Source organism: Thalassovita mediterranea, assembly GCA_019448215.1.
Taxonomy (GTDB): domain Bacteria; phylum Pseudomonadota; class Alphaproteobacteria; order Caulobacterales; family Hyphomonadaceae; genus Henriciella.
In genome coordinates, this window is the sequence record CP080408.1 from 1,232,427 (window position 1) to 1,259,426 (window position 27,000).

The 27,000-nt window shown below is 61.8% G+C and carries 28 protein-coding genes and 1 tRNA gene; 11 read left to right on the forward strand and 18 right to left on the reverse strand.

The genetic code is table 11. The features are described from left to right. Positions 1-72 precede the first annotated feature (72 nt). From leuC to KUV46_06085, 5 genes are all read right to left on the reverse strand, one after another. The gene (gene leuC, locus KUV46_06065; protein ID QYJ01957.1) at positions 73-1,470 is read right to left on the reverse strand and encodes a 3-isopropylmalate dehydratase large subunit; all 1,398 of its coding nucleotides are present in this window, start codon (positions 1,468-1,470) and stop codon (positions 73-75) included. Between the two features lie 152 nt (positions 1,471-1,622). Next, the gene (locus KUV46_06070) at positions 1,623-3,023 is read right to left on the reverse strand and encodes a hypothetical protein (protein QYJ01958.1); all 1,401 of its coding nucleotides are present in this window, start codon (positions 3,021-3,023) and stop codon (positions 1,623-1,625) included. A 342-nt stretch (positions 3,024-3,365) separates the two neighbouring features. Next, on the reverse strand, positions 3,366-3,935 hold the full coding sequence (gene rplS / locus KUV46_06075) for a 50S ribosomal protein L19 (protein ID QYJ02360.1): 570 nt from the start codon (positions 3,933-3,935) through the stop codon (positions 3,366-3,368). Next, complete coding sequence (gene trmD / locus KUV46_06080) at positions 3,931-4,659, reverse strand: tRNA (guanosine(37)-N1)-methyltransferase TrmD (GenBank protein ID QYJ01959.1); 729 nt, start codon at positions 4,657-4,659, stop codon at positions 3,931-3,933. Before trmD ends, rplS begins: the two co-directional genes overlap by 5 nt. A gap of 27 nt (positions 4,660-4,686) precedes the next feature. Further along, the gene (locus tag KUV46_06085) at positions 4,687-5,307 is read right to left on the reverse strand and encodes a J domain-containing protein (GenBank protein QYJ01960.1); all 621 of its coding nucleotides are present in this window, start codon (positions 5,305-5,307) and stop codon (positions 4,687-4,689) included. Between KUV46_06085 and KUV46_06090 the strand changes: the two genes are divergently transcribed. Then, positions 5,295-5,612, forward strand: a complete 318-nt coding sequence (locus KUV46_06090) for a BolA family transcriptional regulator (protein ID QYJ02361.1) — start codon at positions 5,295-5,297, stop codon at positions 5,610-5,612. The two genes, KUV46_06085 and KUV46_06090, sit on opposite strands and share 13 nt — an antisense overlap. Before the next feature lie 80 nt (positions 5,613-5,692). Then, positions 5,693-6,076, forward strand: a complete 384-nt coding sequence (locus tag KUV46_06095; GenBank protein QYJ01961.1) for a hypothetical protein — start codon at positions 5,693-5,695, stop codon at positions 6,074-6,076. On the opposite strand, the gene KUV46_06100 is transcribed toward KUV46_06095, so the two are convergent. The 7 genes from KUV46_06100 to KUV46_06130 all read right to left on the reverse strand — a co-directional run bounded on the left by KUV46_06100 (position 6,073) and on the right by KUV46_06130 (position 11,687). Continuing rightward, positions 6,073-6,498: a hypothetical protein gene (locus KUV46_06100; GenBank protein QYJ01962.1), complete on the reverse strand. Its 426-nt coding sequence runs from the start codon at positions 6,496-6,498 to the stop codon at positions 6,073-6,075. The two genes, KUV46_06095 and KUV46_06100, sit on opposite strands and share 4 nt — an antisense overlap. 7 nt (positions 6,499-6,505) lie before the next feature. Next, entirely contained in the window at positions 6,506-7,537 is a 1,032-nt protein-coding gene (gene ruvB / locus KUV46_06105; protein ID QYJ01963.1) for a Holliday junction branch migration DNA helicase RuvB, read from the reverse strand. Next, positions 7,534-8,160, reverse strand: coding sequence for a Holliday junction branch migration protein RuvA (ruvA, locus tag KUV46_06110; GenBank protein ID QYJ01964.1), 627 nt, complete (start codon positions 8,158-8,160; stop codon positions 7,534-7,536). Before ruvA ends, ruvB begins: the two co-directional genes overlap by 4 nt. Beyond that, the gene (gene ruvC, locus KUV46_06115) at positions 8,157-8,669 is read right to left on the reverse strand and encodes a crossover junction endodeoxyribonuclease RuvC (protein ID QYJ01965.1); all 513 of its coding nucleotides are present in this window, start codon (positions 8,667-8,669) and stop codon (positions 8,157-8,159) included. The genes ruvA and ruvC overlap by 4 nt, the downstream gene beginning before the upstream one ends. A 93-nt stretch (positions 8,670-8,762) precedes the next feature. Beyond that, complete coding sequence (locus tag KUV46_06120) at positions 8,763-9,473, reverse strand: serine/threonine protein phosphatase (GenBank protein QYJ01966.1); 711 nt, start codon at positions 9,471-9,473, stop codon at positions 8,763-8,765. Positions 9,474-9,545: 72 nt separating this feature from the next. Continuing rightward, entirely contained in the window at positions 9,546-10,316 is a 771-nt protein-coding gene (locus KUV46_06125; protein ID QYJ01967.1) for an aminotransferase class IV, read from the reverse strand. A 3-nt stretch (positions 10,317-10,319) separates the two neighbouring features. Further along, positions 10,320-11,687: an anthranilate synthase component I family protein gene (locus KUV46_06130; protein ID QYJ01968.1), complete on the reverse strand. Its 1,368-nt coding sequence runs from the start codon at positions 11,685-11,687 to the stop codon at positions 10,320-10,322. A 70-nt stretch (positions 11,688-11,757) separates the two neighbouring features. Here KUV46_06130 and KUV46_06135 point away from each other — a divergent pair, with 70 nt between their 5' ends. Further along, entirely contained in the window at positions 11,758-12,171 is a 414-nt protein-coding gene (locus KUV46_06135; GenBank protein QYJ01969.1) for a DUF2147 domain-containing protein, read from the forward strand. Here the strand turns inward: KUV46_06135 and KUV46_06140 are convergent. The 4 genes from KUV46_06140 to KUV46_06155 all read right to left on the reverse strand — a co-directional run bounded on the left by KUV46_06140 (position 12,168) and on the right by KUV46_06155 (position 16,994). Continuing rightward, entirely contained in the window at positions 12,168-13,256 is a 1,089-nt protein-coding gene (locus KUV46_06140; GenBank protein ID QYJ01970.1) for an SDR family oxidoreductase, read from the reverse strand. The two genes, KUV46_06135 and KUV46_06140, sit on opposite strands and share 4 nt — an antisense overlap. 89 nt (positions 13,257-13,345) lie before the next feature. Beyond that, positions 13,346-15,628: a TonB-dependent receptor gene (locus tag KUV46_06145; protein ID QYJ01971.1), complete on the reverse strand. Its 2,283-nt coding sequence runs from the start codon at positions 15,626-15,628 to the stop codon at positions 13,346-13,348. A gap of 192 nt (positions 15,629-15,820) precedes the next feature. Further along, positions 15,821-15,895: transfer RNA gene (locus KUV46_06150), tRNA-Gly, on the reverse strand. 364 nt (positions 15,896-16,259) lie between these two features. Further along, positions 16,260-16,994, reverse strand: a complete 735-nt coding sequence (locus KUV46_06155; protein ID QYJ01972.1) for a hypothetical protein — start codon at positions 16,992-16,994, stop codon at positions 16,260-16,262. Between the two features lie 83 nt (positions 16,995-17,077). Here KUV46_06155 and KUV46_06160 point away from each other — a divergent pair, with 83 nt between their 5' ends. The 5 genes from KUV46_06160 (at position 17,078) to KUV46_06180 (ending at position 19,799) form a co-directional block, all read left to right on the forward strand. Next, on the forward strand, positions 17,078-17,587 hold the full coding sequence (locus KUV46_06160) for a prolyl-tRNA synthetase associated domain-containing protein (GenBank protein QYJ01973.1): 510 nt from the start codon (positions 17,078-17,080) through the stop codon (positions 17,585-17,587). 78 nt (positions 17,588-17,665) lie between these two features. Further along, the gene (gene trxA, locus KUV46_06165; GenBank protein ID QYJ01974.1) at positions 17,666-18,574 is read left to right on the forward strand and encodes a thioredoxin; all 909 of its coding nucleotides are present in this window, start codon (positions 17,666-17,668) and stop codon (positions 18,572-18,574) included. Between the two features lie 60 nt (positions 18,575-18,634). Beyond that, positions 18,635-19,285, forward strand: coding sequence for an LON peptidase substrate-binding domain-containing protein (locus tag KUV46_06170; GenBank protein ID QYJ01975.1), 651 nt, complete (start codon positions 18,635-18,637; stop codon positions 19,283-19,285). After that, positions 19,282-19,500 carry a Trm112 family protein gene (locus KUV46_06175; protein ID QYJ01976.1) on the forward strand — a complete coding sequence of 73 codons (219 nt, stop codon included), beginning with the start codon at positions 19,282-19,284 and terminating at the stop codon, positions 19,498-19,500. Before KUV46_06170 ends, KUV46_06175 begins: the two co-directional genes overlap by 4 nt. Next, the gene (locus tag KUV46_06180; protein QYJ01977.1) at positions 19,497-19,799 is read left to right on the forward strand and encodes a DUF971 domain-containing protein; all 303 of its coding nucleotides are present in this window, start codon (positions 19,497-19,499) and stop codon (positions 19,797-19,799) included. The genes KUV46_06175 and KUV46_06180 overlap by 4 nt, the downstream gene beginning before the upstream one ends. 142 nt (positions 19,800-19,941) lie before the next feature. Here KUV46_06180 and KUV46_06185 read toward each other — a convergent pair whose 3' ends face one another. Then, positions 19,942-21,180 carry an FAD-dependent oxidoreductase gene (locus tag KUV46_06185; GenBank protein ID QYJ01978.1) on the reverse strand — a complete coding sequence of 413 codons (1,239 nt, stop codon included), beginning with the start codon at positions 21,178-21,180 and terminating at the stop codon, positions 19,942-19,944. Positions 21,181-21,376: 196 nt separating this feature from the next. On the opposite strand from KUV46_06185, the gene amt reads away from it, so the two are divergent. The 3 genes from amt to KUV46_06200 all read left to right on the forward strand — a co-directional run bounded on the left by amt (position 21,377) and on the right by KUV46_06200 (position 26,243). Continuing rightward, positions 21,377-22,693: an ammonium transporter gene (gene amt, locus KUV46_06190; protein ID QYJ02362.1), complete on the forward strand. Its 1,317-nt coding sequence runs from the start codon at positions 21,377-21,379 to the stop codon at positions 22,691-22,693. Positions 22,694-23,240: 547 nt separating this feature from the next. Further along, complete coding sequence (locus tag KUV46_06195; GenBank protein QYJ02363.1) at positions 23,241-25,292, forward strand: cell division protein FtsK; 2,052 nt, start codon at positions 23,241-23,243, stop codon at positions 25,290-25,292. A 111-nt stretch (positions 25,293-25,403) separates the two neighbouring features. Next, positions 25,404-26,243 (forward strand): outer membrane lipoprotein carrier protein LolA, encoded by an 840-nt coding sequence (locus tag KUV46_06200; protein QYJ01979.1) that lies wholly within the window; start codon positions 25,404-25,406, stop codon positions 26,241-26,243. Between the two features lie 82 nt (positions 26,244-26,325). Here KUV46_06200 and msrA read toward each other — a convergent pair whose 3' ends face one another. Next, the gene (msrA, locus tag KUV46_06205; protein ID QYJ01980.1) at positions 26,326-26,997 is read right to left on the reverse strand and encodes a peptide-methionine (S)-S-oxide reductase MsrA; all 672 of its coding nucleotides are present in this window, start codon (positions 26,995-26,997) and stop codon (positions 26,326-26,328) included. Positions 26,998-27,000 lie beyond the last annotated feature (3 nt).

Here is a 27,000-nt window from a genome sequence, read left to right on the forward strand (position 1 = left end):
CTCTATTAACCAAGAGGGGTAAGCTCACGCTGCGGCAAGCGCAAGAAAAAGCGCGCGATGTCGGGCTCTTTTCTATCCGATGACTCCGGTAATTGCGGCGCGGGCGGCGAGGGTGGGGCTCATCAGATGTGTGCGCCCGCCCCGGCCCTGGCGGCCTTCGAAGTTGCGGTTCGAGGTCGAGGCGCAGCGTTCGCCCGGGGCGAGGATGTCCGGGTTCATGCCGAGACACATGGAGCAGCCCGGCTCGCGCCATTCAAAGCCGGCCTCGATGAAGACGCGGTCGAGGCCTTCCGCTTCAGCTTGGGCCCGTACAAGACCAGAGCCCGGAACGACCATGGCGCGAACGCCGTCGGCGACCTTCGATCCGGACGCGACGCGCGCGGCTTCGCGCAGGTCTTCGATGCGCGAATTGGTGCACGAGCCGATAAAGACGCGCTGTACTGGAGTCCCAGCGATCGGCGCACCCGGGGCAAGGTCCATATAATGGAGTGCGCGTTCGATGGCAGCTTTTCGAACGGGATCTGTAATGATGGCGGGGTCCGGCGTCCTGCCCGAGAGGGGAATGGCTTGTTCAGGACTGGTGCCCCAGGTGACGGTTGGCTCCACGTCTTCGCCGCGAATTTCGACGATTCGGTCCCACTGGGCGTCGTCATCGGAATAGAGGGTCTCCCAATAAGACTTAGCCACATCCCATGCACCTGCCTTGGGGGCTGCGGGCCGACCTTTCATGTAGGCGTACGTGGTGTCATCTGGCGCGATCAGACCAGCGCGTGCGCCGCCCTCAATCGAGAGGTTGCAGAGTGTCATCCGCCCTTCCATGGAGAGCGCACGAACCGCTTCGCCGCGATACTCCATGACGTGGCCGGTGCCGCCCGCCGTACCGATAATTGAGATGAGATGGAGGGCGAGATCCTTGGCCGTCACGCCCTCTCGCAGCTGGCCGCTGACCTCAATAGCCATGTTACGGGACTTCTGGGTGCGGAGCGTTTGCGTTGCGAGGACATGCTCGACCTCTGATGTGCCAATGCCATGGGCGAGTGCGCCGAAAGCGCCATGCGTTGAGGTGTGGCTGTCGCCGCAGACGATCGTCATACCGGGCTGGGTGCGTCCCTGCTCAGGGCCGACAACGTGCACGATGCCGTTTCGGACATCGCCCATCGGGAAGAATTCGATGCCATGCTCGGCGACGTTGCGCGAGAGCGCGGAGAGCTGGTTACGGGCGGCTTCATCGCGCACACCTTCCAGACCGGCCGCCTGATTTTCCGTCGGCGTATTGTGATCTGCGACCGCGAGGGTGAGTTCAGGCCTGCGCACCTTGCGCCCATTTGCCTTCAGGCCGGAGAAGGCCTGCGGGGTCGTCACCTCATGAATGAGGTGGAGATCGATATAGATGAGCGCGTCGCCACTCGCGGCGTCGGTGTCCACGAGGTGGGCGTCCCAGATCTTGTCGTAAAGTGTCTTGCCCGGCATGTCAGAGCGGCCTCCTGCTGCGCTGCAAAAGACCATGCAGTGGTGGCGCTGACAAGACCATCCGCCGCGTCCACCCTTTGAAACAACAGGCAAAAGAAAAGGGCCAGCTCATCGAGCTGGCCCTTTCCGGGTGTTTCTGGTTCAGGCTTGACCTAGCAAGGGCAACCTGGGCCGACGTTCAGGACCACCAGAGAAGCGCGCTGCGTCTCGTAGCGGGTCGGTGCGACGACGGTTTCCGTCGTGCCGCGAACGCGGCGGTACTCGATCGGCTGGACGATACGACGCTCGACCGGCTGGATCACGTTACGCTGGGTCACCGCTTCGAAGTAGGATTCGGTGTACTCTTCGCGATATTCCTCGGTGACCTGCGGGATGTAGTTCACTTGGGTCTGCGGGATCGGCTCAGCTTCGACGCGGCCCGGCAGGTACTCTTCCTGATAGATCGTGTCGCGGACGATGGTTTCGGTCTGCGGACGAAGCACGCGGCGCTCGATTGGCTGGATCGTCGTCACGACAACCGGCTGGACCACATTGCGGGTAACCTGATCGACATAGACGTCTTCAACTTCGAGGACGGTACGCTCGGTGACCTGCGGAATGATCTGCTCGGTGACCTGAGGTGCCTGCTCGGTTTCAACACGAACCGGAAGACGCTCTTCCTCGTAGCGGGTCGCAGCGGTGACGGTTTCGGTCGTACCGCGAAGGATACGGCGCTCAACCGGCTGGATCATCGTGCGGACAACTGGCTGGTACACGTCGCGGCGGGTGACAGCATCGACATAGGTGTCGGTGTACTCATCGCGGGTGACTTCCGTCACGTCCTGAACAACGTTCTCGATGACCTGCGGGACTTCGTCCTGCTCAACGCGAACCGGTGCGCGGACCGTTTCATAACGGGTGTCAGCGGTAACCGTCTCGGTGCGAGGACGCGTGATGCGGCGCTGGACTGGAACGATCGTGGTGCGTTCGATCGGCTGGGTGATCTCACGGCGGGTCACGACGTCGTAATAGGTCTCGGTTGCTTCCTCGACATATTCTTCCGTCACGTCCGTGGTGACATTCTCCTGGACGGCAGGAACTTCATCCTGCTCGACGCGGACTGGAAGGTATTCTTCTTCGTAGACCGTGTCTTCGGTAACTTCTTCAACACGTGGGCGCACAATGCGGCGTTCGATCGGCTGGATGAGCGTGCGCTCGACCGGCTGGACGATTTCGCGGCGGGTCACGGCGTCAAAATAGGTTGTGGTTTCCTCGAACTCGGTGTTCTCGGTCACGCGCTCTTCGACGTTTTCACAGCAGAGAACGCTGTCGATCGCTTGCTGCTCACCACCAAGGTAGCGAACGTCAGCGCCGCCGGAGGTGCCGCTTTGTTGAATGATTTCACGAACCTGAGCATCTGTGAGGACGCGTTCGTCGGTTGCGGAACCAGCTGAAGAATAACGCTCTCCAACCGCTTCATTGTCCCATGTGCCCGCTTCGCCATCGGCGTGGGCAGCGAGGGGGAGTGCAGCCAAGGCAACGACACCCACCATCAGTTTCTTGCTAAGTTTCATTCCACCTTCCCCATTTCTGACCCCAACCGGCCAACTAAAGGATATTCAAGTTGCCCGAATGCCCTCGGGACCGTTGTTGATACACCAGAAATACTGGCGTCGCTCATTTCGTATACGAAACGGTAATCTTGAAACCAACTAGATTCCCTTCGCACGCGAGCAAGTCCTTGAAAAACGCTGTCCCAGAAGGGGAAATATCGGCTTTCGCGGCCTGCTTGCCCCTGCTCTGCAAGCCATATGCCGTAGTGAAATCGGGGTATACGCGAAAAGTGTTGCAGTCAGAACACAAAAACCCCGCAACTTTCGTTGCGGGGTCAAAAAATTACTAAATTTTAGGAAATTCTACTGCTCGGAGGTGCTTTCGCCCTCTGCAGCCTCGTTTTCGGCGGCTGCAGCTTCTGCCTCGGCGGCCGCTGCTTCAGCTTCTGCGGCCTTGCGCTTGGCTTCTTCCGCCTCGACGCGATCCTTTGCAGCCTGCTCGCGGCGGGCAGCTTTCTGCTCGACGCGCTGACGCTTGCGCTCGGTCTTGGACACGGTGACCTCGGTGGTCTCCATGCCGTGGCCGGAGGTACGCTCTGCGATACGTGCAGACTTACCGCGCAGGTTGCGCAGGTAGTAAAGCTTCGCACGGCGCACGCGGCCCTTGCGCTTGACTTCAATGCTCTCGATCATCGGGGAGACGACCGGGAAAACGCGCTCGACACCTTCACCGAAGGAAATCTTGCGGACCGTGAAGTTCTCGTTCACGCCTTTGCCGGCGCGTGCGATGCAGACGCCTTCGAAACGCTGGACGCGTTCACGGTCGCCTTCGCGAATGCGCACATTCACAGACACGGTATCGCCAGGAGAGAAATCCGGGATTTCCTTGCCTGAAGTGACGCGTGCCACTTCTTCAGCTTCGAGCTGTTCAATCATGTTCATCGTCCGTCTCCGACGCTCGTATTCTATGCCCGTTGAGGTAAGCGGCCCATAAATCGGGACGGCGCCCTTCTGTCAACAGTTTACTGCGGTTGAGCCGCCATTGGTCGACCTTGCTGTGATCACCCGACAAAAGTACGTCCGGCGTCGGCTGGCCCTCCCATGTCCGCGGCAGTGTATATTGCGGGTATTCAAGCAGCCCGGCCGAGAAACTCTCATCCTCGATCGAGGTTTCATTGCCGGCTACACCCGGCAGCAGCCGGAGTGTTGCTTCTATAATAGCCTGCGCTGCGACTTCCCCGCCTGCGAGAACGAAATCGCCGAGCGACACTTCTCTCATGCGGCGCTGGGTGATGACGCGCTCGTCCAGTCCCTCGAAGCGGCCGCAGAAGCAGATGAGGCCCGGCCCGCTCGCAAATTCATGGGCGAGCTTCTGTGAGAAAGGCTCCCCGCGCGGGCTGAGATAGATGAGCTCGCGGCCCTTGCGATCGATACTGTCGATTGCGGCAGCCGCCACATCGGGCCGGATGACGAGACCAGCGCCGCCGCCCGCGGGCTTGTCATCGACCTGGCGATGCTTGCCGAGGCCGAAGCTGCGAAGGTCCGTCGTTTCCAGTGACCAGATGCCCTGCTCACGCGCGCGCCCAAGTATAGAGACATCGAGCATGCCCGGAAACGCTTCCGGAAAGAGCGTTATTATAGAGACGTCGAAGGCCATGACTGGGTTCTGGAGGCCCGGCGTCGCCTAGGCCTTCATCATGCCGGCCGCCTTGAGCGTCTTGCCGGCGCGAAGGACGCGGGCAAGCATGTGCTCAGTCGAACGGTCGCCGCCATTGGAATCCGGGTGGAACTTGCGGATGTATTCGCTGTAGCGCACGCGGATCTCGCTGGCCGTTGCGCCAGCCTCGAGATCAAGCTCAGCGAGGGCTTGCGCGGTAACGCCAGCCGACTGCTGTTCCTTGCGGCGGGCCTGACGGGCCTCGGCATTCTCCTCGAAGAATTCCTTGCCACGCCAGCGGCGCGGATCGTGCGCAGCAGCGGCCTTGCCCTTGCCCATCGGTCCGGTGCCGAATTTCCAGGTTTTCTGGAAACCGTGACGGGCCATCTCGTTGAAGGCTTCGAGCTCGGCATCGGACATGCCGGCAAAGAAGTCATAGTTGCGGTTATATTCACCCGCATGCTTCTGGCAGAACCAGTAGACGCCCTCGAGGCCTCTCGGCTTCGGCGCGGGGTGATCACCTGCCAGGTCGCAGTCGTCGCGATGACACTCACGCGTCTCGACGGCTTTCTGGCGCTCTTGCTCCTCCTTCGGAGGCTTCACCCTTATGTCGGTGAACTTGACGCGGTATGAAAATGCATCTGCCATGGGTCAGGCAACATAGGTCGAACGAGTTAACGAGGCCAGAATTGACAAACAGATCAGAGCGGATTCGCGCGAGATTGACGCAGCTTTTTGCACCTAGTGAGCTGCATGTCCGCGATGACAGTGCGAAACATGCAGGCCATGCGGGCGCCCGCCCGGAAGGCGAGACTCATTATAAGGTGGAGATTGTCTCACCCGCCTTTGAAGGAAAGAGCCGGGTGGAGATGCAGCGCGAAGTGAATTCTGCGCTGAAAGATGAGTTCGATAGCGGGCTGCATGCCCTGTCGATAAAGGCGCGGGCGGGCTGACAGGAAGGCGCCGCGGGGCCTTCGCCCGGTATCGAAATTGCAAATCGTCCAGGACCGGCACAGAAAGTGGTCTGAAGACGATGTTCCTTGCAATAGCGCCAAATCCTCACAAGAACGGAGCGCCGACGCGCATCGCCAAGCTTGCCAAGCGTGGCGGCCCGGTCTGGGCCATCGACGCAGAAGCGCTGCACCGCAATCCAGAGCTGCTCGCGCCTTTCGGGCGGAATGCACCAATCTGGATCAAGCTCGCCGATGCAATGTCGGTCGTATTTGTGATGCTGGCCGTGATGGGAAGCTTCCTCATCGGCTGGTGGATGTTCCTGCCGGGTATGGCGCTCAGCCTCGCGCTTGGCGCGGTCGCGCGCTGGCTGGCAGCCCATGTGGCGCGCACGGCAGCGAAAAAGTCCTATGAGGCGCTACTGCGTCTCCATTCGATGCAGCTGATGTGGCTGATTTCAAACTAGAGCCGCTGCACCGCGAAAATCATCGCAATCAAGATTGCCAGCATGAAGACGAGGGTCAGGCCGACCGCGATGATGCGGCGGGCTTGTCTGCGGTCTCTGACGCGACCTTCGGTCGAGCGTCTCGACAGGACGAGCCGGTTTGAGACGAAGCCGACAGCGGCAATGACAGCGAAAAGCGCCGACATATAATAGGCGATGAGCGCTGCGAGTGCTGCGGCAAGCAGGAGAACCACGGCGATTTGCGCCGATGCCGTGCGCAGTAGCGCGCGGATATGCGTATCGGCGCGCGCCGGGTCGAGCTTGTCATAGGAGGTATTGGGTGAGGCGATCGCTGCAATCCATGCGCCGCCCGCACCGAGGCCATACATATAGATGACGATCGCCCGTACGAGCTCATGATATTCAAACGGCAGGAGCGGCATGTTCCGATCAGTCCCCGTTGAACAGTCCGGTCTGCTGACCGCTGTCTGGCGGCGACAGGCCGAGCCGCTCATAGGCGAGCGGGGCGGCGATGCGTCCGCGCGGCGTGCGGGCGATGTAGCCCTTCTGCATGAGGAAAGGCTCGATCATGTCCTCGACGGCATCGCGCGCCTCTGAAAGGGCCGCTGCAAGCGTATCTGCGCCGACCGGACCGCCCGCATAAGTGCGCACCAGGGCTTCAAGGTAGCGCCGATCGAGCGCGTCGAGCCCGTCCTGGTCGATTTCGAGACGCGAAAGCGCGCGCGACGCGGCGGCCTTGTCGATGGACGTGCCCTCGGCTTCAGCAAAGTCGCGCACACGTCGTAATAGCCGGATCGCAATTCGCGGCGTGCCCCGGGCGCGCGTTGCGATTTCCAGCGCGCCGTCTTCTGAAATGTTCGCTGACAGCTTGCGTGCCGCCGCCATGATGATGCGGGAGAGGTGCTCCGGGCTGTAGAAGTCGAGGCGCATCGGAATGCCGAACCGGTCCCGAAGCGGATTGGCGAGGAGGCCGGCCCGGGTGGTCGCGCCAACGAGGGTGAAGGGCGCAAGATCGAGCCGGACCGACCGCGCCGATGGGCCTTCGCCGATCACGATGTCGAGCGCGTAGTCCTCCATGGCGGGATAGAGGATCTCTTCTACGGCGGGTGGCAGGCGGTGGATCTCATCAATGAACAGGACATCATTGGCTTCGAGATTGGTCAGGATGGCTGCGAGGTCACCCGCTTTTGCGATGACCGGTCCTGACGTGGATCTGAAACCCACACCCAGCTCTTTCGAGACGATCTGGGCAAGCGTTGTCTTGCCGAGCCCCGGCGGGCCAAAGAGCAGGACATGGTCGAGCGCTTCGCCGCGCGCCTTTGCGGCATCGACATAGACTTTCAGGTTCGACTTGATGGCGTCCTGGCCGACATAGTCTTCGAAAGACTGCGGGCGTAGGGCGCGATCCAGCGCCTCGCCAGACTGGCGTTCAGGATCTGTGAGGCTTCCGTCCCGGCTCATGAGGGTGCAAGCTCTTTCAGGCCGGCGCGAATGAGGGCGGAGGTGTCAGCCTCAGGATTATTTCTGGACGCAGCCAGTACCGCCTTGGATGCATCGGCTTGCGCGTAGCCAAGATTGACGAGAGCCGAGACGGCCTCGCTGCGGCTGCCTACGGCGGCTGGCGCCTGGGTCTCAGTTTCTTTTGTGGATGTATGCGGCGCGAAGGCGCCAAACCGGCCCATTGGCGGTGGTTTGCCTGAGAGCTCGCCAATAATGCGTTCGGCGAGTTTCTTGCCGACACCCTTGGCGCGGGAGATGGTTGCGGCATCGCCCATGGCGAGCGCGTCCATCAGTTCGGCTGGCGAGACGGCATCCATGATGGCCATAGCCGATTTACCGGCGACGCCCGGTACATCCTGCAGGCGCACGAACCATGCGCGCGCCTCATCGCTTTCGAATGCGAACAGCGTGATCGAGCTTTCGGTGACCCGGGTCTCAATATGCAACTCAGCCTTGTCGCCTGGTGAAAGTCGAGAGAGCAGCCGCGCCCCCGCCAGCGCGACATAGCCGACGCCGCCAATATCGATCATGACGCTGTCGGTCCCAACCGTCGCAATCTCACCCCTGAGCCGTCCGATTATCATGCCGCCCCCCTTGCGCGCAGCTGGGCTGGCATCCGTGCGTGGTGTGCGGTGCAGATGGCGCAGGCGAGCGCGTCGGCCGCATCAGATGGCAGCTTGCCAGCTTTTGGCAGCAGCCGCGCAACCATGAAGCCGACCTGCGTCTTGTCGGCGGCGCCAGTGCCGACGACGGCAAGCTTGATCGTGCGCGGCGAGAATTCGAAGACTTCAAGGCCCGCGCCATGCAGTGCCGCCATGGCAACGCCGCGCGCCTGACCGAGCTTCAGCGCAGAGCGGGGGTTGGCATTGACCAGCGTCTCTTCAACGCCGCCAATTTGCGGTCGGTATTCTGCGGCAAGCAGATTGATGGATTCAAAGATGCCGCCAAGCCGGGCCGCGAGGCTCAAGGCCGGATCGATGCGGATGACGCCATGCGCGATATGGCTGAGCCGGGAGCCTGTCTGTTCGATCACACCCCAGCCTGTATGGCGAAGGCCGGGATCGATACCGAGGATGCGAAGGGTTTCGGACATAGGAGGCGAAAAACAACCATTCGGGTTAACAGGCTCTTCCTGTTTTCCTGATTTGTTCCGCCCCGGCAAGGGAGAGTTTGCGTTCGCCTGTGATCAGGCGAAGATAAATTCGGGTGTCGTGACCCCGGGCGCGAACACGCCTGCAGTCAGTCGCCCGCCATAGACTGCGCCCGTGTCGAGGTTGAAACGGCAGGGTGGGTCGCCCGCAAGTTCGGGTGACGCATCGTCTGTTGGCGTGTGGCCATGGATGACCGTCCAGCCTTCGAGCGGGCTTTCTGACCATTCTTCAGGATCGAAGAAGCGCCTTGAGCGCGTCCACATATGGGTCTGTGCTCCGCAATGCGGGAAGGTGGACGGGTCCACGCCGCCATGCACAAAGACAAGATGGCGATCTTCTTCCAGGTGAAGGGTCGGCAGGTTGCGGATCCATTCAATATGCTCTTCGGGCGGGTTGTTCGTGCCGCGATTAATATAGCTGTGCAGGGTGGCATCGCCGCCATTGCTGAGCCAGTGCAGGCGCGAGTCGCCATATCTTTCATCGGCGGCGTCCAGCATCATCTGCTCATGATTGCCGCGCAGGTTCACGACGATGATGTTCGTGCGCTCTTCCAGCTCACGAAGCAGATCGATTACGCCTGCGCTATCCGGGCCGCGATCGACATAGTCGCCGAGGTGGACAAGCTTCAGCCACTTGTCGGCATGGTTTTTCAGGTGATGGTCGACGATCTTCTGATGCAGGGCTTCCAGCCGCGCCAGCTCGCCATGGACGTCGCCAATTGCGTAGATGACAGACTGATCAGCCAATGGATACCTCGCCGGTTCCAGTTCTTGCGCTACTGTTTTCAACGTCCCGCCTCCGGATAAGTTGAGGACATTCTACAGGCGGGGGGAATCCAGACTTGCGACAAGTCTGAGCCCCCACAGGCTGTTCGTTGCAAAAATTCGGCCATTCGGAACGGTGAGTTCTTCAGCTTCTATCGGGCGCTCGACGCAGGGCGTTTCGCGTTCTGCAAGCTTCGCCATGACCCGCCCGCGCATATAGCCGGGGCGCACGCCTTCAGATGGTGGCGGGGTCACCCATGTCCCGTCTGGCTGGACCAGGAAGAGATTGGCCATCGCGAAGCAGGCTGGGCGGCCCTGTGTGTTGAGAAGAAGGGCTTCGCCTGCGCCAGCGGCCTCTGCCTCGCGCCGCGCGGCGAGATTGTCGGCATAATTGGTCGATTTGATCTGGCTGATGGGCGAGGTTTCATTGCGCCGGATCGCAGATGTGATGGCTGTGAGCGGCGGATAGGGCCGCGACTGCGTCATGGGAAACAGGCTGATCACAGTGAGCGGTTCGGCCTCTCCCGCGTCGGCGCCCCGGCCGCCAGCCCCGCGGCTGACCGTGATACGAAGGGATGCGTCACCGTTCGTTTCGCCAGCGGCTTCATTGAGCGCATCGAGCAGCGCCTCGTCGCCGGGATGGCCGGATATGGAAAGGGTTTGGGCAGACCGGTGAAGCAGGGCGATGTGTTCGTGGGCGCCTTCGATTTCGCCGCCCGTGACGCAGAGCGTCTCAAAGCACCCGTCGCCCAAGAGGAAGCCGCGGTCGCGGACCGATACGACAGGCTTGGCCTGACGCTCTGTTCCCAGAAAGGCGATATCCATACGCTACTCCTGCTCGAGGGCAGCCCTGATGGCGCGGGCCTTGTCGAGCGTTTCAATATACTCTTCTGCGGGCACTGAGTCCGCAACGATTCCGCCGCCTGATCGAAAATGCCCCCGCCAGCTACCGTCTTCTGCTTCCTCGAAGGCGACTGTCCGTATGAGGATAGAGGAATCCATGGCGCCGTCCGGGCTGATCCATACTAGCGACCCGCAATAGGGACCGCGCGCCTCATCTTCGAGCTCTTCGATGATCTGCATTGCCCGGATTTTGGGCGCGCCGGTGACTGACCCGCCGGGAAACGCAGCCTTTATAACGTCGAAGGCATCCCGCCCCGGCGCCAGCGTCGCTTCGATCGTGGAGACAAGGTGGTGGACATTGGCATAGGTCTCGAGCGCCTGGAGCTTCGGGACGCGGACACTGCCGGGCGTGGAAATGCGCGAGAGATCGTTCCGCATCAGATCCACGATCATCAGGTTCTCGGCGAGATCTTTCTCTGAGCAGAGAAGCTCATTTGCAAGGGCGCGGTCTTCCGCCTCGGTCTGGCCGCGGGGGCGCGTGCCCTTGATGGGCTGGGTGATGGCTTTGAGGGCGCCGTCTGGCTGAACGGCGATTTGCAGGAAGCGTTCAGGGGAGTTGGAAGCGAGCGCCAGGCCGGGCAGGCGGAAATAGGCTGAAAACGGGGCGCGGCTGGATGTGGCAAGGCGGCGCGTCAGGTCGAAGGAGTGGGCGTGCACGTTGAGTTCAAAATCAAAACGCTGCGATATGTTCGACTGGAAGCAGTCGCCGGCATGGACATAGTCCACGGTGCGGGCGAGGCGGGCTTCATAGTCTGCGCGCGGCAGCCGCGCTGTTACTGTAGTTGCTAATGGGGAACTCCGGACGGCATTGGAATTCAGTTCGCCAAACAGACCTAGGAATTTTGGCTCGGCATTATCGTCCCAGCGCCAGAAAAAGTGCTCTGCCCGCTGCGTATCGTGATCAAAAGCGATGAGTTCATTGTAAAGACCAAGGGCGATATCAGGCCATGCGCCGCGCTCGGCCCCGTTGCCCAGCTTAGGCAGAAGGGCGCGGCCGTACTCATAGGAAAAGAGACCGGCCCAGCCACCGAAGAAGGGCGGCGCGTCTTCCGGTCGCTTGAATGGCATGGACGCCATGGCCGCCCTCGCCGCATCAAGATCGTCCGGTCCGTCAGCGGTCGTCACATGGAGCGTGCGCATCGGGTTCGCGCAGATATAGCTCCACCGGCCACTGCCGCCATTCAGCAGGAGCGCGAAGGGTGTGTCTTTCAGGGGCGCGAATGCCTCGACAGGGTCGCGCCAGCCAAGCTGCGTCCGGGTAAGGAGGCGTTCAGGCTGGCTGAAATTAGTCATTTTCTAGCAAATTCGCCCTAGCGGTGGGGTGCTGGGGCGTAATACCGCCCCTTCTTCAAGGGGACCATATATGAAGAGAGCACTCGTTTGCATCGCTTTTGCTGCCGCAGGTGCGCCAGCTTTTGCGCAAGGCATCACCGGCGTCTGGGATACGGGCACGAATGGCGCCGAAGTCGAGATTGCACCCTGCGGCGCGGCCATGTGCGGCACGCTGCTGACCTCCAACGCGATCAAGGCGTCGGCAGATGCGAAAGATGTCGAGAACAATGACCGCGCGCTGCGGGACCGTCCGTTGAAAGGCGTGACCATGCTGACCGGATTTTCGGGCGGTCCGGAGCGCTGGAGCGGCGGCAAGCTCTATAATCCGGCGGATGGTAAGACCTATTCGGGTACGATCACGCTGACATCCGCCAATGAGCTGGAGCTTCAGGGCTGCGTCGTGCGCCCGCTCTGCCGGACAACGGTGTGGACGCGTATCCGTTAGAATTTTGGCAGGTAACCCGCCTCCTGAAACCAGGCGAACCATTTGGCGAACATGGCTTCGGTGTCGATCACCTCGGTGAAGCCTGACTGGCGAAGCTTGATAGTCGAGACGATAGCGGGCGGAAGCTGGCCTTCGAGGCCGGACGCCATGGTGAAGTCGATATAATGGTGGGACTCTCCGAGCAGGGCTTTCAGGTCCGGTTCGGTGAGACCGTGTTTCCTGGCGAGGGTCGCCCACGCCTCTGACTGGCTCTCAAGCCATGCACCCGCCAGCATCGGTCGTTCCTCGCCCACCTCCATGCCGAGCGCGGCCGCGATGGCGGGCCAGACGCCGCGCCAGGTAAAGACATCGCCATTGGTGACATTGAAGATCTGGTTCTGAGCTACCTCGTTCTCACCAGCCCAGGCGATGGCGCGGGCGACGAGGTCGGCATCCGCTGCTTCGAGGACGGTGTGTGCGCCGCCCGGGAAGTGGAGTGGTTCGCCCTGCGCCTTCAGGAGCGCGCCATAGGCGCCGATGGCGGGGATGAGGTTCATGGCCGCGCCGGTCGCCTCACCGAAGATAATCTGGGGCCGGAAGATGCTCCATGACCAGCCTGCACCCTTGGCTGCCTCGCGGAGGTATGCCTCCTGCTTCCAGTAGAAATTCTCATGCTCGACTTCTGAGCGGTCTTCTCGTGCGGGCGTCTCGATGGGGCGGATGTGCGCGCCATAAGCCTTCGTGCCCTGCAGGATGGAGACGTGGCGGAGACCCTTAGCGCTCTCCAGCAGTGGCTGCATCAGATTGCGCAGCATCGCGTCATTTGTGTCGATCTGATCGGCTTCGCGCCAGCCCGCGATGAGGCCGGGCTTCTCGAAGAGAGCGGCATAAACCAGGTGGGTGACGTCTCCGTGCTCGCGCGCGAAAGCGGCGCAGGCGTCAGCGTCCATAAGGTCGAGGCTGACATGGGCCGCGCCATAGGTCTCGCGCGGTGTGCGGCGGCTGATCGCGACCGTTTCGACGCCTTGGCTCGCGAAATGCTTCATCACAGCGAGGCCGACGACGCCCGTCGCGCCCGCGACGAGGACTTTCTTGCGCTCTGTCATGCTTCCTCCATTGGCCTCTCTCGTGTGGGCCTTTGGGGGAAGATGGCGGAGGGATGCGCACAGGGCCAGCCCTGCCGCCGGGGAGAGGCCTAGAAGCTCAGCTTCGCCGCAACGCCGTACTGGCGGGGGTCAGAGCGGAATGTGTTGTAGCCGATGAAGCCGTAGCCGGAGATGGCAACGTCCTCGTCCGTAAGGTTGCGGCCCCAGAGGCTGAGCTCGAGGCCCCGCGTGTCGAGATAGAGCGTCGCGCTAGCGTCGATCGTCGCATAGCCATCCTGACTGCGGGCATCGAGACCCTCGGCGTCGAGATAGTATTCGCTCTTGGCTTTCGCATTCGCCTGAATGGCGGCGCGGCGATTGTCTGCGAGCTGCCATTCCTGACGGATGCCAAGAGTGGCCGAAAGCTCCGGCGCGAAGGGCAGCGGGTTGCCATCAAAGAGCGCGGCATTGCCTGCGGTGTTGCTTGTCTGCTCGATCTCGGTTTCGAGCCAGGTGACGCTGGCCGTGAGGTCGAGGCCCTCTAGCGGTGACCAGCGTGTGTCGGCTTCGACGCCATAGGACACCGCCTCATCGAGGTTGGAGAGCGAGTTCGACGTGATCTGGCTGCCATCCGGCAGGTCGAAGGACACGAAGATACGCGCCTGCGGGGCATCATAGTCCTGATAGAAGGCGGCGGCGTTGAAGGCGAAATTGCCGCGCGCGGTCTTGAAGCCCGCCTCGTAGGAGGTCACGGTTTCCGCGCCGAACAGGCCTTCATCCTGCCAGCTGGTCGCATTGTTCTGGACCTCGCCATTAAAGCCGCCGCTCTTATAGCCATTGGCGAGTGATGCATAGATCGATGTGTCCGGCGAGAGGGCATAGCGCAGCGCGGCATTGCCGGTGAGTTTGTTCTCCTCGAGCTCATTCTGCCCGACCGCGCCGCCAAGACCGTCGCGATTGTTCAGCCCGCGCGTGCCGTCAGTGAAGATGTGCTGACCGTAGCCGCTGCCTTCGATGTCCTCATAGGTGTAGCGCGCGCCGAGCGTCAGGGTGAGGCGGTCCGAAAGGTCGAAATCATTATAGGTGAAGAGAGCAGCGGTGGTCCGCTCCTGGCCGATATGGGTGAGCAGGGAGACGGCCGTTAGCGGCGAGACGGGGTCAGGCCCGACGCGGCCCGCGGTACCGACATACGGACAGGTCCCTGCAAGCGTCTGCGGGTCGAGCTGTCCGCACCAGATGAGATAGTCCTGCGAAAAGTCCTCAAAGGCGAGGTGGCCGCCGACAAGCACGCGGGCGCGGTCAAACTCACGCGCGGCACGCACTTCCTGGCTCAGCTGGAGGAAAGAGCGGTCATAGCTAAGATTGGCATTGAGGTTCGGGTTGCCGAAGGGCGCAGGCGTGCCGTCGAAATCAAAGCCATAGTCCTGCCCATACCCCTCAAGCGCGGAGAGCGAATAAAGCGACCAAGCGCCGACGGTCGTCTCGCCTTCAAGCGCGAGGCCGTAGAATTCATTGTCGGTATCTCTCAGGCCAAGGCCTTCGGATGAGATCTCATGGTCACCGATGCTCAGGCTGTCATTGCGCGGGGTCGTGTTGATGCCGTTGTCTTCCTCGTAGTGGCCGCGCAGCAGGAGCGTTGAGCCACCGGGCGTTTCGTAGAGTAGCTGGCCGCGGAGGCCGAATTCATCGCGCTTGCCGCCCGCCGCGTCAGGGCCGCGCGGGATGGCGGGATCGGTCTGCACATTGTTGAGGGCCGGGTCCTGCGAGAGATAGCGGCCTGCGATGCGGTAGGACAGTCGGTCGTTCAGCGCCGCGCCGCCCGCACCGGACAGGTCAGTCCGGTTGAAATTACCATAGGAGGCGCGGAGATAGCCGTCCTGATCCTGGCCGGGCCGCGTGCTGATGAAGTTGATCGCCCCGGAAGACGCGTTGCGGCCATATAGCGTGCCCTGCGGGCCTTTCAGCACTTCGGCGCGCGCAAGGTCATAGAGGAAGAGGCTGGTCTGGACGTTGGTCGAGAGAAAGACGCCGTCAGAATAGATCGCGGCGGCTGTGGGGGTCAGGGCCTGATGGTCGACAGCGCCGATACCGCGAATCTGGAAGGCGACCTGTGAGCCATTGGCGACGGCCGCTTCGACGCCTGTGAGATATTGCGTGACGCCTTCGGCGCCATCCAGCGTGGAGGCCTCTTCAGCAATTTCGCCCGCCAGCACGGTGACGCTGGCCGGAATGTCCAGCGTCGACTCTTCGCGGCGCGTCGCGGTGACGGCGACCGTCTCCAGCTTGCGGACGGTGTCTTCGCCATCAGCGCCTGTCTGGGCGACGGCCGGGACGGCGCAAAAAGCAAGGCTTGCGGACGCGAGGCAGGCGCGCCGGAATGAAGAGATACGCATGTGAACAACCCTCTGGGAGAAACTGTACCGGAGAGGGGCGATCTTGCGCCGCCCGCTCAAGGCGAGGGGCTTAGCGCGGGTAGTTTTACGGTCAACTGAACGCGGCGATTAGCACTGCTAAGGGCTGCGGACTTCGCATGAGACCGATGCCCGAACCGGGCATGAAGTCACGTCGTCGATATTGAAAAAATATGGAGCGGGCGATGAGATTCGAACTCACGACCCCAACCTTGGCAAGGTTGTGCTCTACCCCTGAGCTACGCCCGCGTCCTATAGGGTAACTGGCCGACTTGCGCCGATCAGCGAGAGACGGGCTTTAAGCGCAAATAGGATCAGGGTGCAAGGGGGATTTTCAGGCGGGAGGTGTAATCAGTGTTTGGAACTGCCGTTCTGCGCCTTGCCACGGCTTGACCGTGACATCCATCACTCGGCGTTATCCTGCTGCGACAAGTCTGGAGATGGGCACCCCGGTCAAGCCGGGGTGAAGCGAGGGTCGCAAAGGATTTTCTGATCGGCGACGGCTGGAGAAGGGCTCCCAGATGAGCTGTCGCTCATCGGGAGTGACGCGTGTTTTGTTGGCTGGGTCCCGGATAGCGCGTGGCCGCGCTTCCGGGATGACGACCTTGGCGCCTCAAACATCCTTCGGCGGCTTGAGGCGGCGCTTGGTCTGGTGGGCGTCGGCTTTGTCGCCGGTGACTTTTTCGCCGCGCATATAGTGGCGCTGCCAGCCGGCCTTCACCGTGTCCTGATCGCGCGCTTCAAGCTTTTCCAGAAAGCCGCTGCGGCTCTTGTTCCAGGCGAGATAGTCTTCCTGAAGCTGCTTGTTGGAGGACAGAAGCTTGCGCTCTGGCTGGATCTGTTCGGTCTTGCCGTGCTCGAACGGCATGACGAAACAGAATGGCTCACCCTTCTTGAACACGACTTCGCCGGGGCGCGTCATCTGCCAGTTCATGGTGAAAGGGAACGGCAGCCAGTCGGTCTCTACAAGGCCGGTCAGTGGTTGGATGCCATCCTTGAAATAGTTTGGCGGGCCAGAGGTCCAGACGCCCCAGCCCGGCGGGGTGCGGAAGAGGTGACCGGTATGGAAGGTCACAATACCGCGGCGGAAATGACTGTCGGCAAAGGACGGAATGGCCGCCGGATCGCCCGTCGTGAACAGTTTCAGCGAGTAGTCATGCTCGCCGCCATCCCAGATGATCTTGATATCCATCGGGCAGAGGATTTCCCAGCCGGTGGAGTTTGCCATGGTGAGCGGCAGGCAGCGATAGGGATGACGGTCCGGGAACTTGTCCATCCAGTCGCGCTGGGACACGCCTGGCCTGATCTCTGGGGCGACATTGTAGATCTTGTAGCATTCAAGCTCCATGTGGAGCCTCCTTGTCCTTTGGCCGGTCTATTTACGCGCGCCGCGTACTTGACGCCTGCGCCCTGATTGCCTGAAAGACCGCTATGCCCGCAAGCCCTGACGACCTCTTTGCCTATCTCGACCAGCTCGGCCTTGCCCATGAGACGCGGTGGCACGAGGCGACCTTCACCGTGGAAGAAGGACGCGAGCTGAAAGAGACGATGCCGGGCGGGCATACGAAGAATCTGTTCATGAAGGACAAGGATGGGGTCATCGTCCTCATCTCCGCCCATGCAGACAGCGAGCTGAAGCTGAACCAGCTGCACAAGCTGATCGGGACGCGGCGTCTTTCCTTCGCGAGCGGCGAGCTGATGGAAGAGCTGCTCGGCGTGACGCCCGGCTCTGTCACCGGCTTTGCGCTGATGAATGACAAAAATCAGAAAGTCCGCTTCATCGTCGATGCGGCCCTGATGGCGTTCGACACGCTGAATTTCCATCCGCTGGTGAATACCGGCACGACGGCCATCTCACGTGATGATTTCAGGCGCTTTGTAGAGGCGACGGGCCATGACCTCACCGTGGTGGACTTCGCAGCCTTGCTGCCAGACGAATGAGCCCTCACGGGGGATGTTGTTTTTTCGGCGTTGAAGACCCAAGTTCCGCCTCAGAAAATTCCGAAAGGCGAAAGCGAAATGGAAGACATTACGATCGGGCCAGCCGGCGGCGCTGGCGGCAATATCAAGGACTCCACCGACCAGGACTTCATGGCGGATGTGGTCGAGGCCTCCAAACAGGCCCCAGTCCTCGTTGATTTCTGGGCCCCTTGGTGCGGGCCGTGCAAGTCGCTGACCCCTGTTCTTGAGAAAGTGGTCAATGAGCAGCAGGGCAAGGTCAAACTCGTCAAGGTGAACATTGACGAGAATCCGGGCGTTGCAGGCCAGCTTGGCGTGCGCTCCATCCCGGCTGTCTTCGCCTTCGATAATGGCCGCCCCGTCGACGCCTTTCAGGGCGCGCTGCCTGAGAGCCAGCTGAAGCAGTTCATCGAAAAGCTGCTCGGCGGTACTGATGAAGGCCAGCAGATCCAGGAAGCGATCGAGCACGCAGACGGGCTTCTGCAGGCTGGTGATGCCGGTCAGGCCGCGCAGATTTATGGCGCGATCATCGAACGTGACCCGAAGAACATCCCGGCAATCGTTGGCCTCGCGCGTTGCTATCTTGCCAATGACGACCCGGACCGCGCCTCGCAGATTCTCGAAATGGCTGGTCCTGACCGTCAGATGGACCCGGCGATCAAGAGCGTGCGCACGGCGATCGACCTGATGGCTGACGCGCCTAAGGATAGCGAGCTGGACGCGCTGATCGACAAGGTCACCGCTGACCGCGCAAACCATGCGCTTCGCCTTGAGCTTGCAGAGGCGCTGATGGCCCGTGGGCGCAACAAGGAAGCGGCCGATCACCTGCTCAAGATCCTGTCGGATGATCTGGAATGGGGAGAAGGCAAGGCGAAGGCCAAGCTGCTCGAACTGTTTGAGGCTGCAGGGCCCAAAGACCCCGCAACCATTGAAGGTCGCAGGCGTCTTTCCTCATTGATGTTTGCCTGAGGCCTCGACTTCGTCTGTTGGCGCGCCATGTCCTCAGAGTGGACGGGAAAGGCCTGACATATGACAAGGCATGGCTACAGGAAGGTAGAAGACCTGCCGGAAACGCTCGCCGTTTTTCCGCTGACGGGGGCGCTCCTGTTTCCGCGTTGGTCGCTGCCGCTCAACATCTTTGAACCGCGCTATCTGAACATGATCGATGACGCGATGTCCGGCTCGCGGCTGATTGGCATGATCCAGCCGGTGAGCGGCGACAAGGTTCATCCAAAGCTCGCAGGTGTCGGCTGTGCCGGGCGGCTGACGAGCTATTCCGAAACCGATGATGGCCGCTACCTGATCAGCCTGACGGGCATATGCCGGTTCAGGGTTGGCCAGGAGCTTGATGTGACGTCGCCTTATCGGCAGGTCTCCCCTGACTGGGCGCCCTATGCGGGGGACCTGACTGAGCCTGATCTCTCCAACCTGCCCGACCGGTCAAAGCTGGCGAGCGCCCTCAAGAAATATGTAGCGAGCCATTCCATGGAAGTGGACTGGGACGCGGTTGAGAGCGCACCGATTGAGACGTTGGTCCATGCACTGTCTGCCGGGTGCCCGTTTGCGCCGATGGAAAAGCAGGCGCTGCTAGAGGCGGAAACCGTCGCGGCGCGGTGCCGCGCCCTGATCGCCCTGCTTGACATGGATGCGCCCGGCGACGATTCCTCGACCCTGCAATGAGCCTTGAGACCGAGACGCCCGTGACTGAAACAAAGACTGATCCGCGCCTTCTGGAGCAGCTGATCTGCCCCGTTACGCGCACACCGCTGACCTATGACCGCGAGCGTCAGGAGCTTTTCTCCAAGCGTGCCGGGCTTGCCTATCCGATCCGCGATGGCCTGCCGATCATGCTGGAAAGCGAAGCGCGCGTGCTCGATGAGGCGACCGGCAAATGACTGTAATGCCGTGGCCGCAGGAGCTGCGGTTCCGCAAAGGGGCCGCAGAGCTTTCAATTACGTTTGAGGACGGGCTGAAAGCCTCCATTCCTTATAAGCGCCTCCGCGAGGAAAGCCCGTCTGCAGAAGTTCGGGGTCATGGCGCCGGCCCGCGCCCGCCGCAACCGCCTGTGCCGGACGATATCTCTGTGACCAAAGCCGACCCGGTCGGTCGCTATGCCGTCCGCATCCATTTCAGCGATGGCCATTCGAGCGGTCTTTATACCTGGCAGTATCTGCGCGAGCTCGCCGCCGCCTAAACAGATCCCGCTGAAAGCGGAATCTGTTTTCGGTCTGCTTGCGCTCACGCCAGCCCGCTGACGCGGGCGGCTCCGCGGGGGCGGCGCATTCGCGCCGGGCTCGCCTTGCTCGCCCTCGCGTTCCGACGAAGTCGGAAACGCTCTAGCCTGTTGCCGATTGCGGCTGCATGAGCGGCGGTAGGTCAGGCGACGAAGCGCTCGCCAATGCCGCCAGCTTGTGGCGCATCGGTGAAAGGGCGCTTGCGGCAAGCAGGCCGAGGGTGCGCACAGGCTTGGTCATCATCCTGTCATTTGAGAACAACCGGTCGATGGCGTCGAGCGCCAGAGAGGCCGTATTCGCATCGAACCGGCGCGCGGTTTCATAGAGCGAGAGTGACTGGGCGGCCCCGACATCAAGGCCCGCGCGGTCACTGTTGACCAGAACCTCATGCAGCGCGGCCACATCGCGGAAACCCTGATTAAGCCCTTGGCCGGCCAGCGGATTGATGCGGCGGGCGGCATCCCCGACCAGCGCGACCCGGTCGGCGACCATGTGCTCTGCGATCTGCAGGATAAGCGGATAGGAGCCCATCGGCCCGTCAATCTTCATCTCACCGGCAAATTCGGCAAAGCGGTGATTGAGCTCGGCCTCGACCTCTTCAGGCGACAGCTTGGCGAGCGCCTCTGGTGCGCCGCGCTTCATATACCAGGCAAGGTTTGCCCGGTCCCCGCGCAAGGGCAGGGTGGCGAACGGGCCTTCCGGCGTGAAGAGCTGGCGGGCGATGCCATCATGCGGCTGGGACAGGGTCACATTCGCGGCAAAGACTGATTTACCGTAGTCGCGGCCCTCGACGGTGATGCCTGCCGCATTGCGCACCGGGGAGTTCATGCCATCGGCGCCGACAAGAAGACGGGCCGTAATGGCGCTGCCATCTTCAAGCTCGACCGTAATCCGGCCCGGCTCCGCCTTCGCGGCACTAAAGCGTGCGGGCGCAAGTTTCTTAATACGCGTTTCGGCCTCGACAGCCTCATCGAGCGCGGCCTGCAGGATGGTTGCCTCGATCATATGACCGAGGGTTTCGCCCTCCTCGCGGTGTATAAGGTCTTCATCCCCGAAGAGGACGGATGGCGCGCCAAACCAGTGTGTGCCGCCATCGACTGCTTCCAGACCGTGCAGCGGTTGGGTCTCTCCAGCGATGCGTTCTGCAATGTCTATTGCAGTCAGCAGCCGCCAGCTGCCCGTCACCACGGCGAAGTTGCGGGTATCGGGCCGCGCCTTCGCTGCCGGGTCGCGCGCATCGATCAGGGTGATGTCAAAGCCCGCGCCCGCAAGGGCCAGGGCGAGAGACGCGCCAGCCGGTCCAGCGCCGACGATTGCGATTTCGGTATCGAGGTGAGCCATTGATGAAAGACTTAAGATCGAGGCTGCTTCTGGTCCAGAGGTGACGCAGAAGCGGGCTTTTGCGCCGCAGCGTGCACGATTTTTAGTCAAACCATAAAGCGCCCATAAAGTGCGCGACCGCCGCGCTGGTACGAAATGAGGCAAGTGCCTTTAGTCGCCCCGTCATACCAATCAATGGGAGAAGGGCATGAACAGTATGGTTAAAAGGGCAATTCGGGGGCTCGCGGCTGTGCCGGCCGCTGCCGCCCTGGCGCTGGGCGCCTCTGCGCAGGAGGCGTCTGAAGTCAGCGCCTATGTCGATAACAGCTATCTCTTTCTTATCGGCGGCCTGATCGTCATGTTCATGGCTGCCGGCTTCTGTATGCTGGAAGCCGGTCTGGTGCGGAAGAAAAACGCCGCCATGCAGTCGGTGAAGAACGTCGCGCTCTTCTCTGTCGCGGGCATCATGTTCTGGCTGCTCGGCTACAATATGGCCTATCCGGGCGACACAGTCGGCGGCTGGATTGGCATTCCGTCTTTCGTCTGGTCACCTGAAGAAGACCTCGCGACCGGCTATGCCGCCTCGTCGGACTGGTTCTTCCAGATGGTGTTCGTTGCGACCGCAGCGTCCATCGTGTCCGGTACGGTTGCCGAGCGCGTGAAGCTCTGGCCGTTCCTTATGTTCACCGCTGTGCTGACCGCATTCATCTATCCGGTCGTGGCATCGTGGGAATGGGGCGGCGGCGCTCTGGACTCCCAGTTTGCGTTCTCTGACTTTGCTGGTTCGACCCTGGTGCACTCCACCGGTGGCTGGGCAGCGCTTGTTGGCGCCATCATCATCGGCCCGCGTGCTGGCAAATTCGTCAACGGTACGGTCCACCCGATGCCAGGTTCGAACATCCCGCTCGCAGCGCTGGGTACGTTCATCCTCTGGTTCGGCTGGTTCGGCTTCAACGGCGCGTCGCAGCTTGCTGCCGGCACGTTCGACGACATCAACTCGGTCGCCAACATCTTCGCCAACACCAACATGGCCGCTTGCGGTGGTGTCCTTGGCGCGATGGTCCTGACGGGCATCCTCTACAAGGGCAAGATCGACGCAACCATGGCCTTCAACGGTGCCATCGGTGGCCTCGTCTCCATCACCGCAGAGCCGCTGGCGCCTTCGATGGGCGCTTCCATCCTGATCGGTGCCATCGGCGGCGCACTCGTGGTCGTCACGGTGCCACTGCTCGACAAGCTCCGCATCGACGATGTGGTCGGCGCGATCCCGGCTCACCTTGTCTGCGGCATCTGGGGCACGATGATCGTTCCATTCTCCTATGCGAACGATATCGGCCTCAACGAAGCAGGTAACCCAAGCTATTACGGCCAGTTCGTCGGTGTGGCGGCTTGCGCAATCTTCGTCTCTGTCGTGTCCGCCGTCGTGTGGCTCGCGCTGAAGATGACGACCGGCGTGCGTCCGACCGAGGAAGAAGAAATCATGGGTCTCGACAAGAGCGAAATCGGTCTCGAGGCCTATCCAGAATTCAGCTGAGGCTGAATACCTCGCTTCTTTCGAAGCGTTTCCTCCCAGACTTCCCCGGCCAGTTTTCTGGCCGGGGATTTTTTATTGTGGAAGGTGAGCAAGAGGTTGCCGTGGGGCCGTCACTTGTTTGCTGTGTGTTAAGGCCAAGCTGCGAGGTTGTAGCCAGACAGTCCTTCTGAACCGATGGAAGCAACCTGCCATGGCGACAACCAGCGCTGAAACGCACACAGGCCTCTCACGTGAGGTATCGGATCCCGCCTGGCGTATCCTGACGGGCACGGCGGCCTTCGCGATCGGCGTTTTCCTGTGCGGCAGCGTTGGCACACATGAGCCGACAGATCCGAGCCTGAATGCGGCCACCGGAATTGAAGTTTCCAACCTGTTTGGCAATAGCGGCGCCATCGTCGCTGACCTTGCGCTCCAGACATTCGGCTTTGCGGCCTGGATGGCGGGCCTCTGCCTGATGATTGGCGGAGCGATGCGTGCTGTCCTGATCGGCGCGCCGCGCATCCGGCGCTGGCTTTTCGGTGTTGCGTTCGTTCCTGTGCTGGCCGCCATGCTTTCAGCCTTTCCGGTGCCGGCTTCCTGGCCCTTCTGGACGGGGATGGGCGGCATGGTGGGCGACGGGCTGTTCGGCCTCGTTGTCATGCCGTTCAAGGCGCTCCTCCTGCCTGCGCCAGGTTTCCTTGCTGGGCTCGCGCTCGGTATCGCCGCGTTTCTTCTGGGCTCGGCGGCACTTGGTTTCCGGCGCGGCGATGCAGGCCTTCTCCAGTCTGCTGCAAGCACGTCGGGGCGGCGCGCCCTGTCGCGGCTTGGCGGCGCAGCGGGCGGTGTCGGTCGCCTCTTTGGCGGGCTGTTCAGCTCAGCGGGTCGCCGGGATCGCGCGGACGAGGATTACGAATATGAAAGCGCGGCGCGCAGCCTTGGCCCTGCCCCGCAATTCGACGATGAAGATGATGCCTATGACGACATTGATGGCGTCGAAGAGGAAGACGATCCGCTCCCGCGTGCCGTGACCCGGCCGAAAGTGTCCGCCCCGCAAGCGCCGCAACCTGTTGCCCACCCGACGACCAAAAACGGCAAGCGCAAGCGTCCGCGCAGCCTGCCATCGCTCGACCTTCTCGGGTCGCCGCCGGCACGCCGCAACTCCGTGGATGAGGACAGCCTGCTCGCCAAGGCGAACCGTCTCGCCGAAGTGCTGCGTGAGTTTGGCGTGCGCGGCCGCATCAAGGAAGTGCGCCCGGGCCCCGTCGTCACCCTTTTCGAGCTTGAACCTGCAGCCGGTGTGAAGTCTGCCCGTGTCATTTCGCTGGCAGATGACATTGCCCGCTCCATGAGCGCCGTCTCCGCGCGCGTCGCGGTCATTCCGGGTAAGAACGCCATCGGCATCGAACTGCCGAATGAAGAGCGCGAGACCGTCTATCTGCGCTCGCTCCTCTCAGCAAAAGCGTATGCGGACAATCGCTCACCTCTCCCCATGGCGCTTGGCGAGGATATTGGCGGTACGCCCACCGTGGTTGACCTATCGAAGATGCCGCACCTTCTCATCGCGGGTACGACCGGCTCCGGTAAGTCGGTTGGCGTCAATGCGATGATCCTGTCGCTGATTTACCGCCTGACGCCGGAACAGTGCCGCTTCATCATGATCGACCCGAAGATGCTCGAGCTGTCGATCTATGAGGGCATTCCGCACCTTCTCGCCCCGGTCGTGACTGACCCGAAAAAGGCCGTGAACGCGCTGCAATGGGCCGTGCGGGAGATGGAAAGCCGCTATGAGCTCATGTCCAAGGCGGGCGTGCGCAACCTTGCCGGCTTTAACGAAAAGGCCGCGCGCTACCGCGAAAAGGGCGAGCAACTGACCCGCAAGGTGCAGACTGGCTATGATGAGCGCGGCAAGCCAGCCTATGAAACCGAAATCCTGCCGCTGGAGCACATCCCGAACATTGTCGTCGTGATCGACGAGATGGCCGACCTGATGATGGTTGCGGGCAAGGAAATCGAAGGCTGCATCCAGCGTCTCGCGCAGATGGCGCGTGCGGCGGGCATCCACCTCATCACCGCAACCCAGCGCCCATCCGTCGACGTCATTACCGGTACGATCAAGGCCAACTTCCCGACCCGTATTTCCTACATGGTCACGACCAAGATCGACTCGCGTACCATTCTCGGTGAGCAGGGCGCTGAACAGCTGCTCGGCATGGGTGACCTCCTCTATCAGGCGGCCGGCGTCAAAACCAAGCGCCTGCACGGCCCATTCGTCTCTGACGAAGAGGTCGAGGCGGTTGTCGGCTGGCTGAAAGAGCAGGGCGAGCCGGACTATAATGAAGCGATCCTCGAAGAGCCTGAAGAAGGCGGTACGGGCAGCGCGATCATGGACGCCATGCTGGGCGTGTCGTCTGGCGATGGCGACGATGATCTCTATGCGCAGGCCATGGCCGTCGTGATCCGCGACAAGCGCGCATCGACCTCCTACATCCAGCGCCGTTTGAAGATCGGCTACAACAAGGCGGCCACGCTGATCGAGCGGCTTGAGGAAGAGGGGGTCATCTCTGCCCCCAATCATGCGGGCAAGCGTGAGATCCTGGCGCGCGACACCCCGTCGGACTGAGCAGCCAAAGCTGAACGAGTTACAACGAAACGGGGCGGAAATACCTTATTTCAGCCCTGTTTTACCGCCTGATCGAGGCCTATGTTTTGTGGCCAAGACAGGAGAACGACAATGACGTCTCTATTTCCAGCGCTCGCGGCCGTGCTCGCACTCGGGACAGGCCCTTTCGCGCTTACAACTGAATTCAGCGCTGTCAGCCAGCAACCGCTGGCATGGCGTGTCGCCAGCGACGCAGCGGTCAGCAATGTCTCTGTCGCGCCCGTCGCACAGGCCGCGCAGGGCGAGATCGTCCTCGCGCAAGCTGACGCGAACGACACGCCGGTGACGGGCGTTGCGCCAGAGCCAGAAGCGCCTCGCGTTGAGGTGGCAGCACCTGCGCGCACCGAAACCGGTGCCGTGTCCGCGACGGAGCGCCGTGCCATCCTGAAAGCAGCTGGCGATTCCCTTGCTGCGGCGAAGACCGCGCGTGGCCGCTTTGTTCAGCTGGCGCCAAATGGCTCGGTCACCGAGGGTGATTTTGCCCTTCAGCGCCCGGGCCGGATGCGGTTCGACTATGATGATCCGACGCCGATCCTGATCGTTGCCAATGGCACGACCGTGGCCATGGAAGACAGCGACCTTGAGACTGTGGACCGTGTGCCGCTGTCCTCGACGCCGCTCGGCCTCGTGCTCGACGATGAGCTCGATTTCGAGACGGAAGCACGCGTTACGGACGTCCAGAAGACGGCCAGCGAGATCGCCATCACGATGGAAGACCGCCGCGGCGAAGCAGAAGGCGTGCTGACGCTCTACTTTGATCCGGCAAGCTACCAGCTCACCAGCTGGCGCACGCTGGATGCGAACCAGCAGGTCACCCGCGTGGTGCTTGAGGATATTGAGACCAATGTGCGTCTCAACCCGCGCCTTTTCAGGCTGGATGATCCGGCTGACGAGGAAGAAGACGAGCGCTAGTCGCCTCTCGCCAGCACGAAAAAAGAAACCCCGCGAGCCATCTGGCTTGCGGGGTTTTTGTTTGGCTTGGGGGCCGGTGCGCCTAGCTGGTGCTGCCTGGCAGTTTCATCGCGTCATCGCCCCAGAGATCCTCGAGGCGCGCATCACGACCGCAGCCCTGACGGTAGAAGCGGTACTTCACCGGCGTCGTCTTGTAATAATTCTGGTGATAGTCCTCGGCTTCCCAGAAGGTCGCCTCATCAAGGACGCGTGTGACGATGGGGCCTGGCAGGACGCCGGAGTCCTCGATCTCTTCGATCTCGCTTTCCACGATGGCGCGCTCGTCTTCATCCTCGACGAAAACAGCGGAGAGATAGCTCGAGCCCTTGTCGCAGAACTGGCCGCGATCATCGGTCGGGTCGATCGTGCGGAAATAATAGTCGACCAGCTCTTCATAGCTGACCCTGGACGGCTCATAGGTCACCTGCACGGCCTCATAGTGGCCTGTGTCGCCGCGTGTGACCTGCCGGTAGCTTGGATTATCGACCGTTCCGCCCGTATAGCCGGAGACCGTTGCGACAACGCCGTCGACCTTGTCGAAGTCAGCTTCCGTGCACCAGAAGCAGCCGCCGGCAAAGATGGCCGTCTCTGTGTTCGCCGCCTGAAGCGATGGTGGCGTATCGGCCTGCTCTGCCATGGCGGACCAGACGAATGCGCCGCCTGCGGCCACAAGGCCCGCACTGGCGGCGACAATCATTGAATTCGAAATTTTCATGAG

Excerpts from the sequence above, each read along its gene's own strand:
- leuC (QYJ01957.1), bottom strand. The coding sequence starts at position 1,470 with ATGCCGGGCAAGACACTTTACGACAAGATCTGGGACGCCCACCTCGTG.
- KUV46_06070 (QYJ01958.1), bottom strand. The coding sequence starts at position 3,023 with ATGAAACTTAGCAAGAAACTGATGGTGGGTGTCGTTGCCTTGGCTGCA.
- trmD (QYJ01959.1), bottom strand. The coding sequence starts at position 4,659 with ATGGCCTTCGACGTCTCTATAATAACGCTCTTTCCGGAAGCGTTTCCG.
- KUV46_06090 (QYJ02361.1), top strand. The coding sequence starts at position 5,295 with ATGCATCTGCCATGGGTCAGGCAACATAGGTCGAACGAGTTAACGAGG.
- KUV46_06085 (QYJ01960.1), bottom strand. The coding sequence starts at position 5,307 with ATGGCAGATGCATTTTCATACCGCGTCAAGTTCACCGACATAAGGGTG.
- KUV46_06095 (QYJ01961.1), top strand. The coding sequence starts at position 5,693 with ATGTTCCTTGCAATAGCGCCAAATCCTCACAAGAACGGAGCGCCGACG.
- KUV46_06100 (QYJ01962.1), bottom strand. The coding sequence starts at position 6,498 with ATGCCGCTCCTGCCGTTTGAATATCATGAGCTCGTACGGGCGATCGTC.
- ruvB (QYJ01963.1), bottom strand. The coding sequence starts at position 7,537 with ATGAGCCGGGACGGAAGCCTCACAGATCCTGAACGCCAGTCTGGCGAG.
- ruvA (QYJ01964.1), bottom strand. The coding sequence starts at position 8,160 with ATGATAATCGGACGGCTCAGGGGTGAGATTGCGACGGTTGGGACCGAC.
- ruvC (QYJ01965.1), bottom strand. The coding sequence starts at position 8,669 with ATGTCCGAAACCCTTCGCATCCTCGGTATCGATCCCGGCCTTCGCCAT.
- KUV46_06125 (QYJ01967.1), bottom strand. The coding sequence starts at position 10,316 with ATGGATATCGCCTTTCTGGGAACAGAGCGTCAGGCCAAGCCTGTCGTA.
- KUV46_06130 (QYJ01968.1), bottom strand. The coding sequence starts at position 11,687 with ATGACTAATTTCAGCCAGCCTGAACGCCTCCTTACCCGGACGCAGCTT.
- KUV46_06135 (QYJ01969.1), top strand. The coding sequence starts at position 11,758 with ATGAAGAGAGCACTCGTTTGCATCGCTTTTGCTGCCGCAGGTGCGCCA.
- KUV46_06140 (QYJ01970.1), bottom strand. The coding sequence starts at position 13,256 with ATGACAGAGCGCAAGAAAGTCCTCGTCGCGGGCGCGACGGGCGTCGTC.
- KUV46_06145 (QYJ01971.1), bottom strand. The coding sequence starts at position 15,628 with ATGCGTATCTCTTCATTCCGGCGCGCCTGCCTCGCGTCCGCAAGCCTT.
- KUV46_06155 (QYJ01972.1), bottom strand. The coding sequence starts at position 16,994 with ATGGAGCTTGAATGCTACAAGATCTACAATGTCGCCCCAGAGATCAGG.
- KUV46_06160 (QYJ01973.1), top strand. The coding sequence starts at position 17,078 with ATGCCCGCAAGCCCTGACGACCTCTTTGCCTATCTCGACCAGCTCGGC.
- trxA (QYJ01974.1), top strand. The coding sequence starts at position 17,666 with ATGGAAGACATTACGATCGGGCCAGCCGGCGGCGCTGGCGGCAATATC.
- KUV46_06170 (QYJ01975.1), top strand. The coding sequence starts at position 18,635 with ATGACAAGGCATGGCTACAGGAAGGTAGAAGACCTGCCGGAAACGCTC.
- KUV46_06175 (QYJ01976.1), top strand. The coding sequence starts at position 19,282 with ATGAGCCTTGAGACCGAGACGCCCGTGACTGAAACAAAGACTGATCCG.
- KUV46_06180 (QYJ01977.1), top strand. The coding sequence starts at position 19,497 with ATGACTGTAATGCCGTGGCCGCAGGAGCTGCGGTTCCGCAAAGGGGCC.
- KUV46_06185 (QYJ01978.1), bottom strand. The coding sequence starts at position 21,180 with ATGGCTCACCTCGATACCGAAATCGCAATCGTCGGCGCTGGACCGGCT.
- amt (QYJ02362.1), top strand. The coding sequence starts at position 21,377 with ATGGTTAAAAGGGCAATTCGGGGGCTCGCGGCTGTGCCGGCCGCTGCC.
- KUV46_06195 (QYJ02363.1), top strand. The coding sequence starts at position 23,241 with ATGCTTTCAGCCTTTCCGGTGCCGGCTTCCTGGCCCTTCTGGACGGGG.
- KUV46_06200 (QYJ01979.1), top strand. The coding sequence starts at position 25,404 with ATGACGTCTCTATTTCCAGCGCTCGCGGCCGTGCTCGCACTCGGGACA.
- msrA (QYJ01980.1), bottom strand. The coding sequence starts at position 26,997 with ATGAAAATTTCGAATTCAATGATTGTCGCCGCCAGTGCGGGCCTTGTG.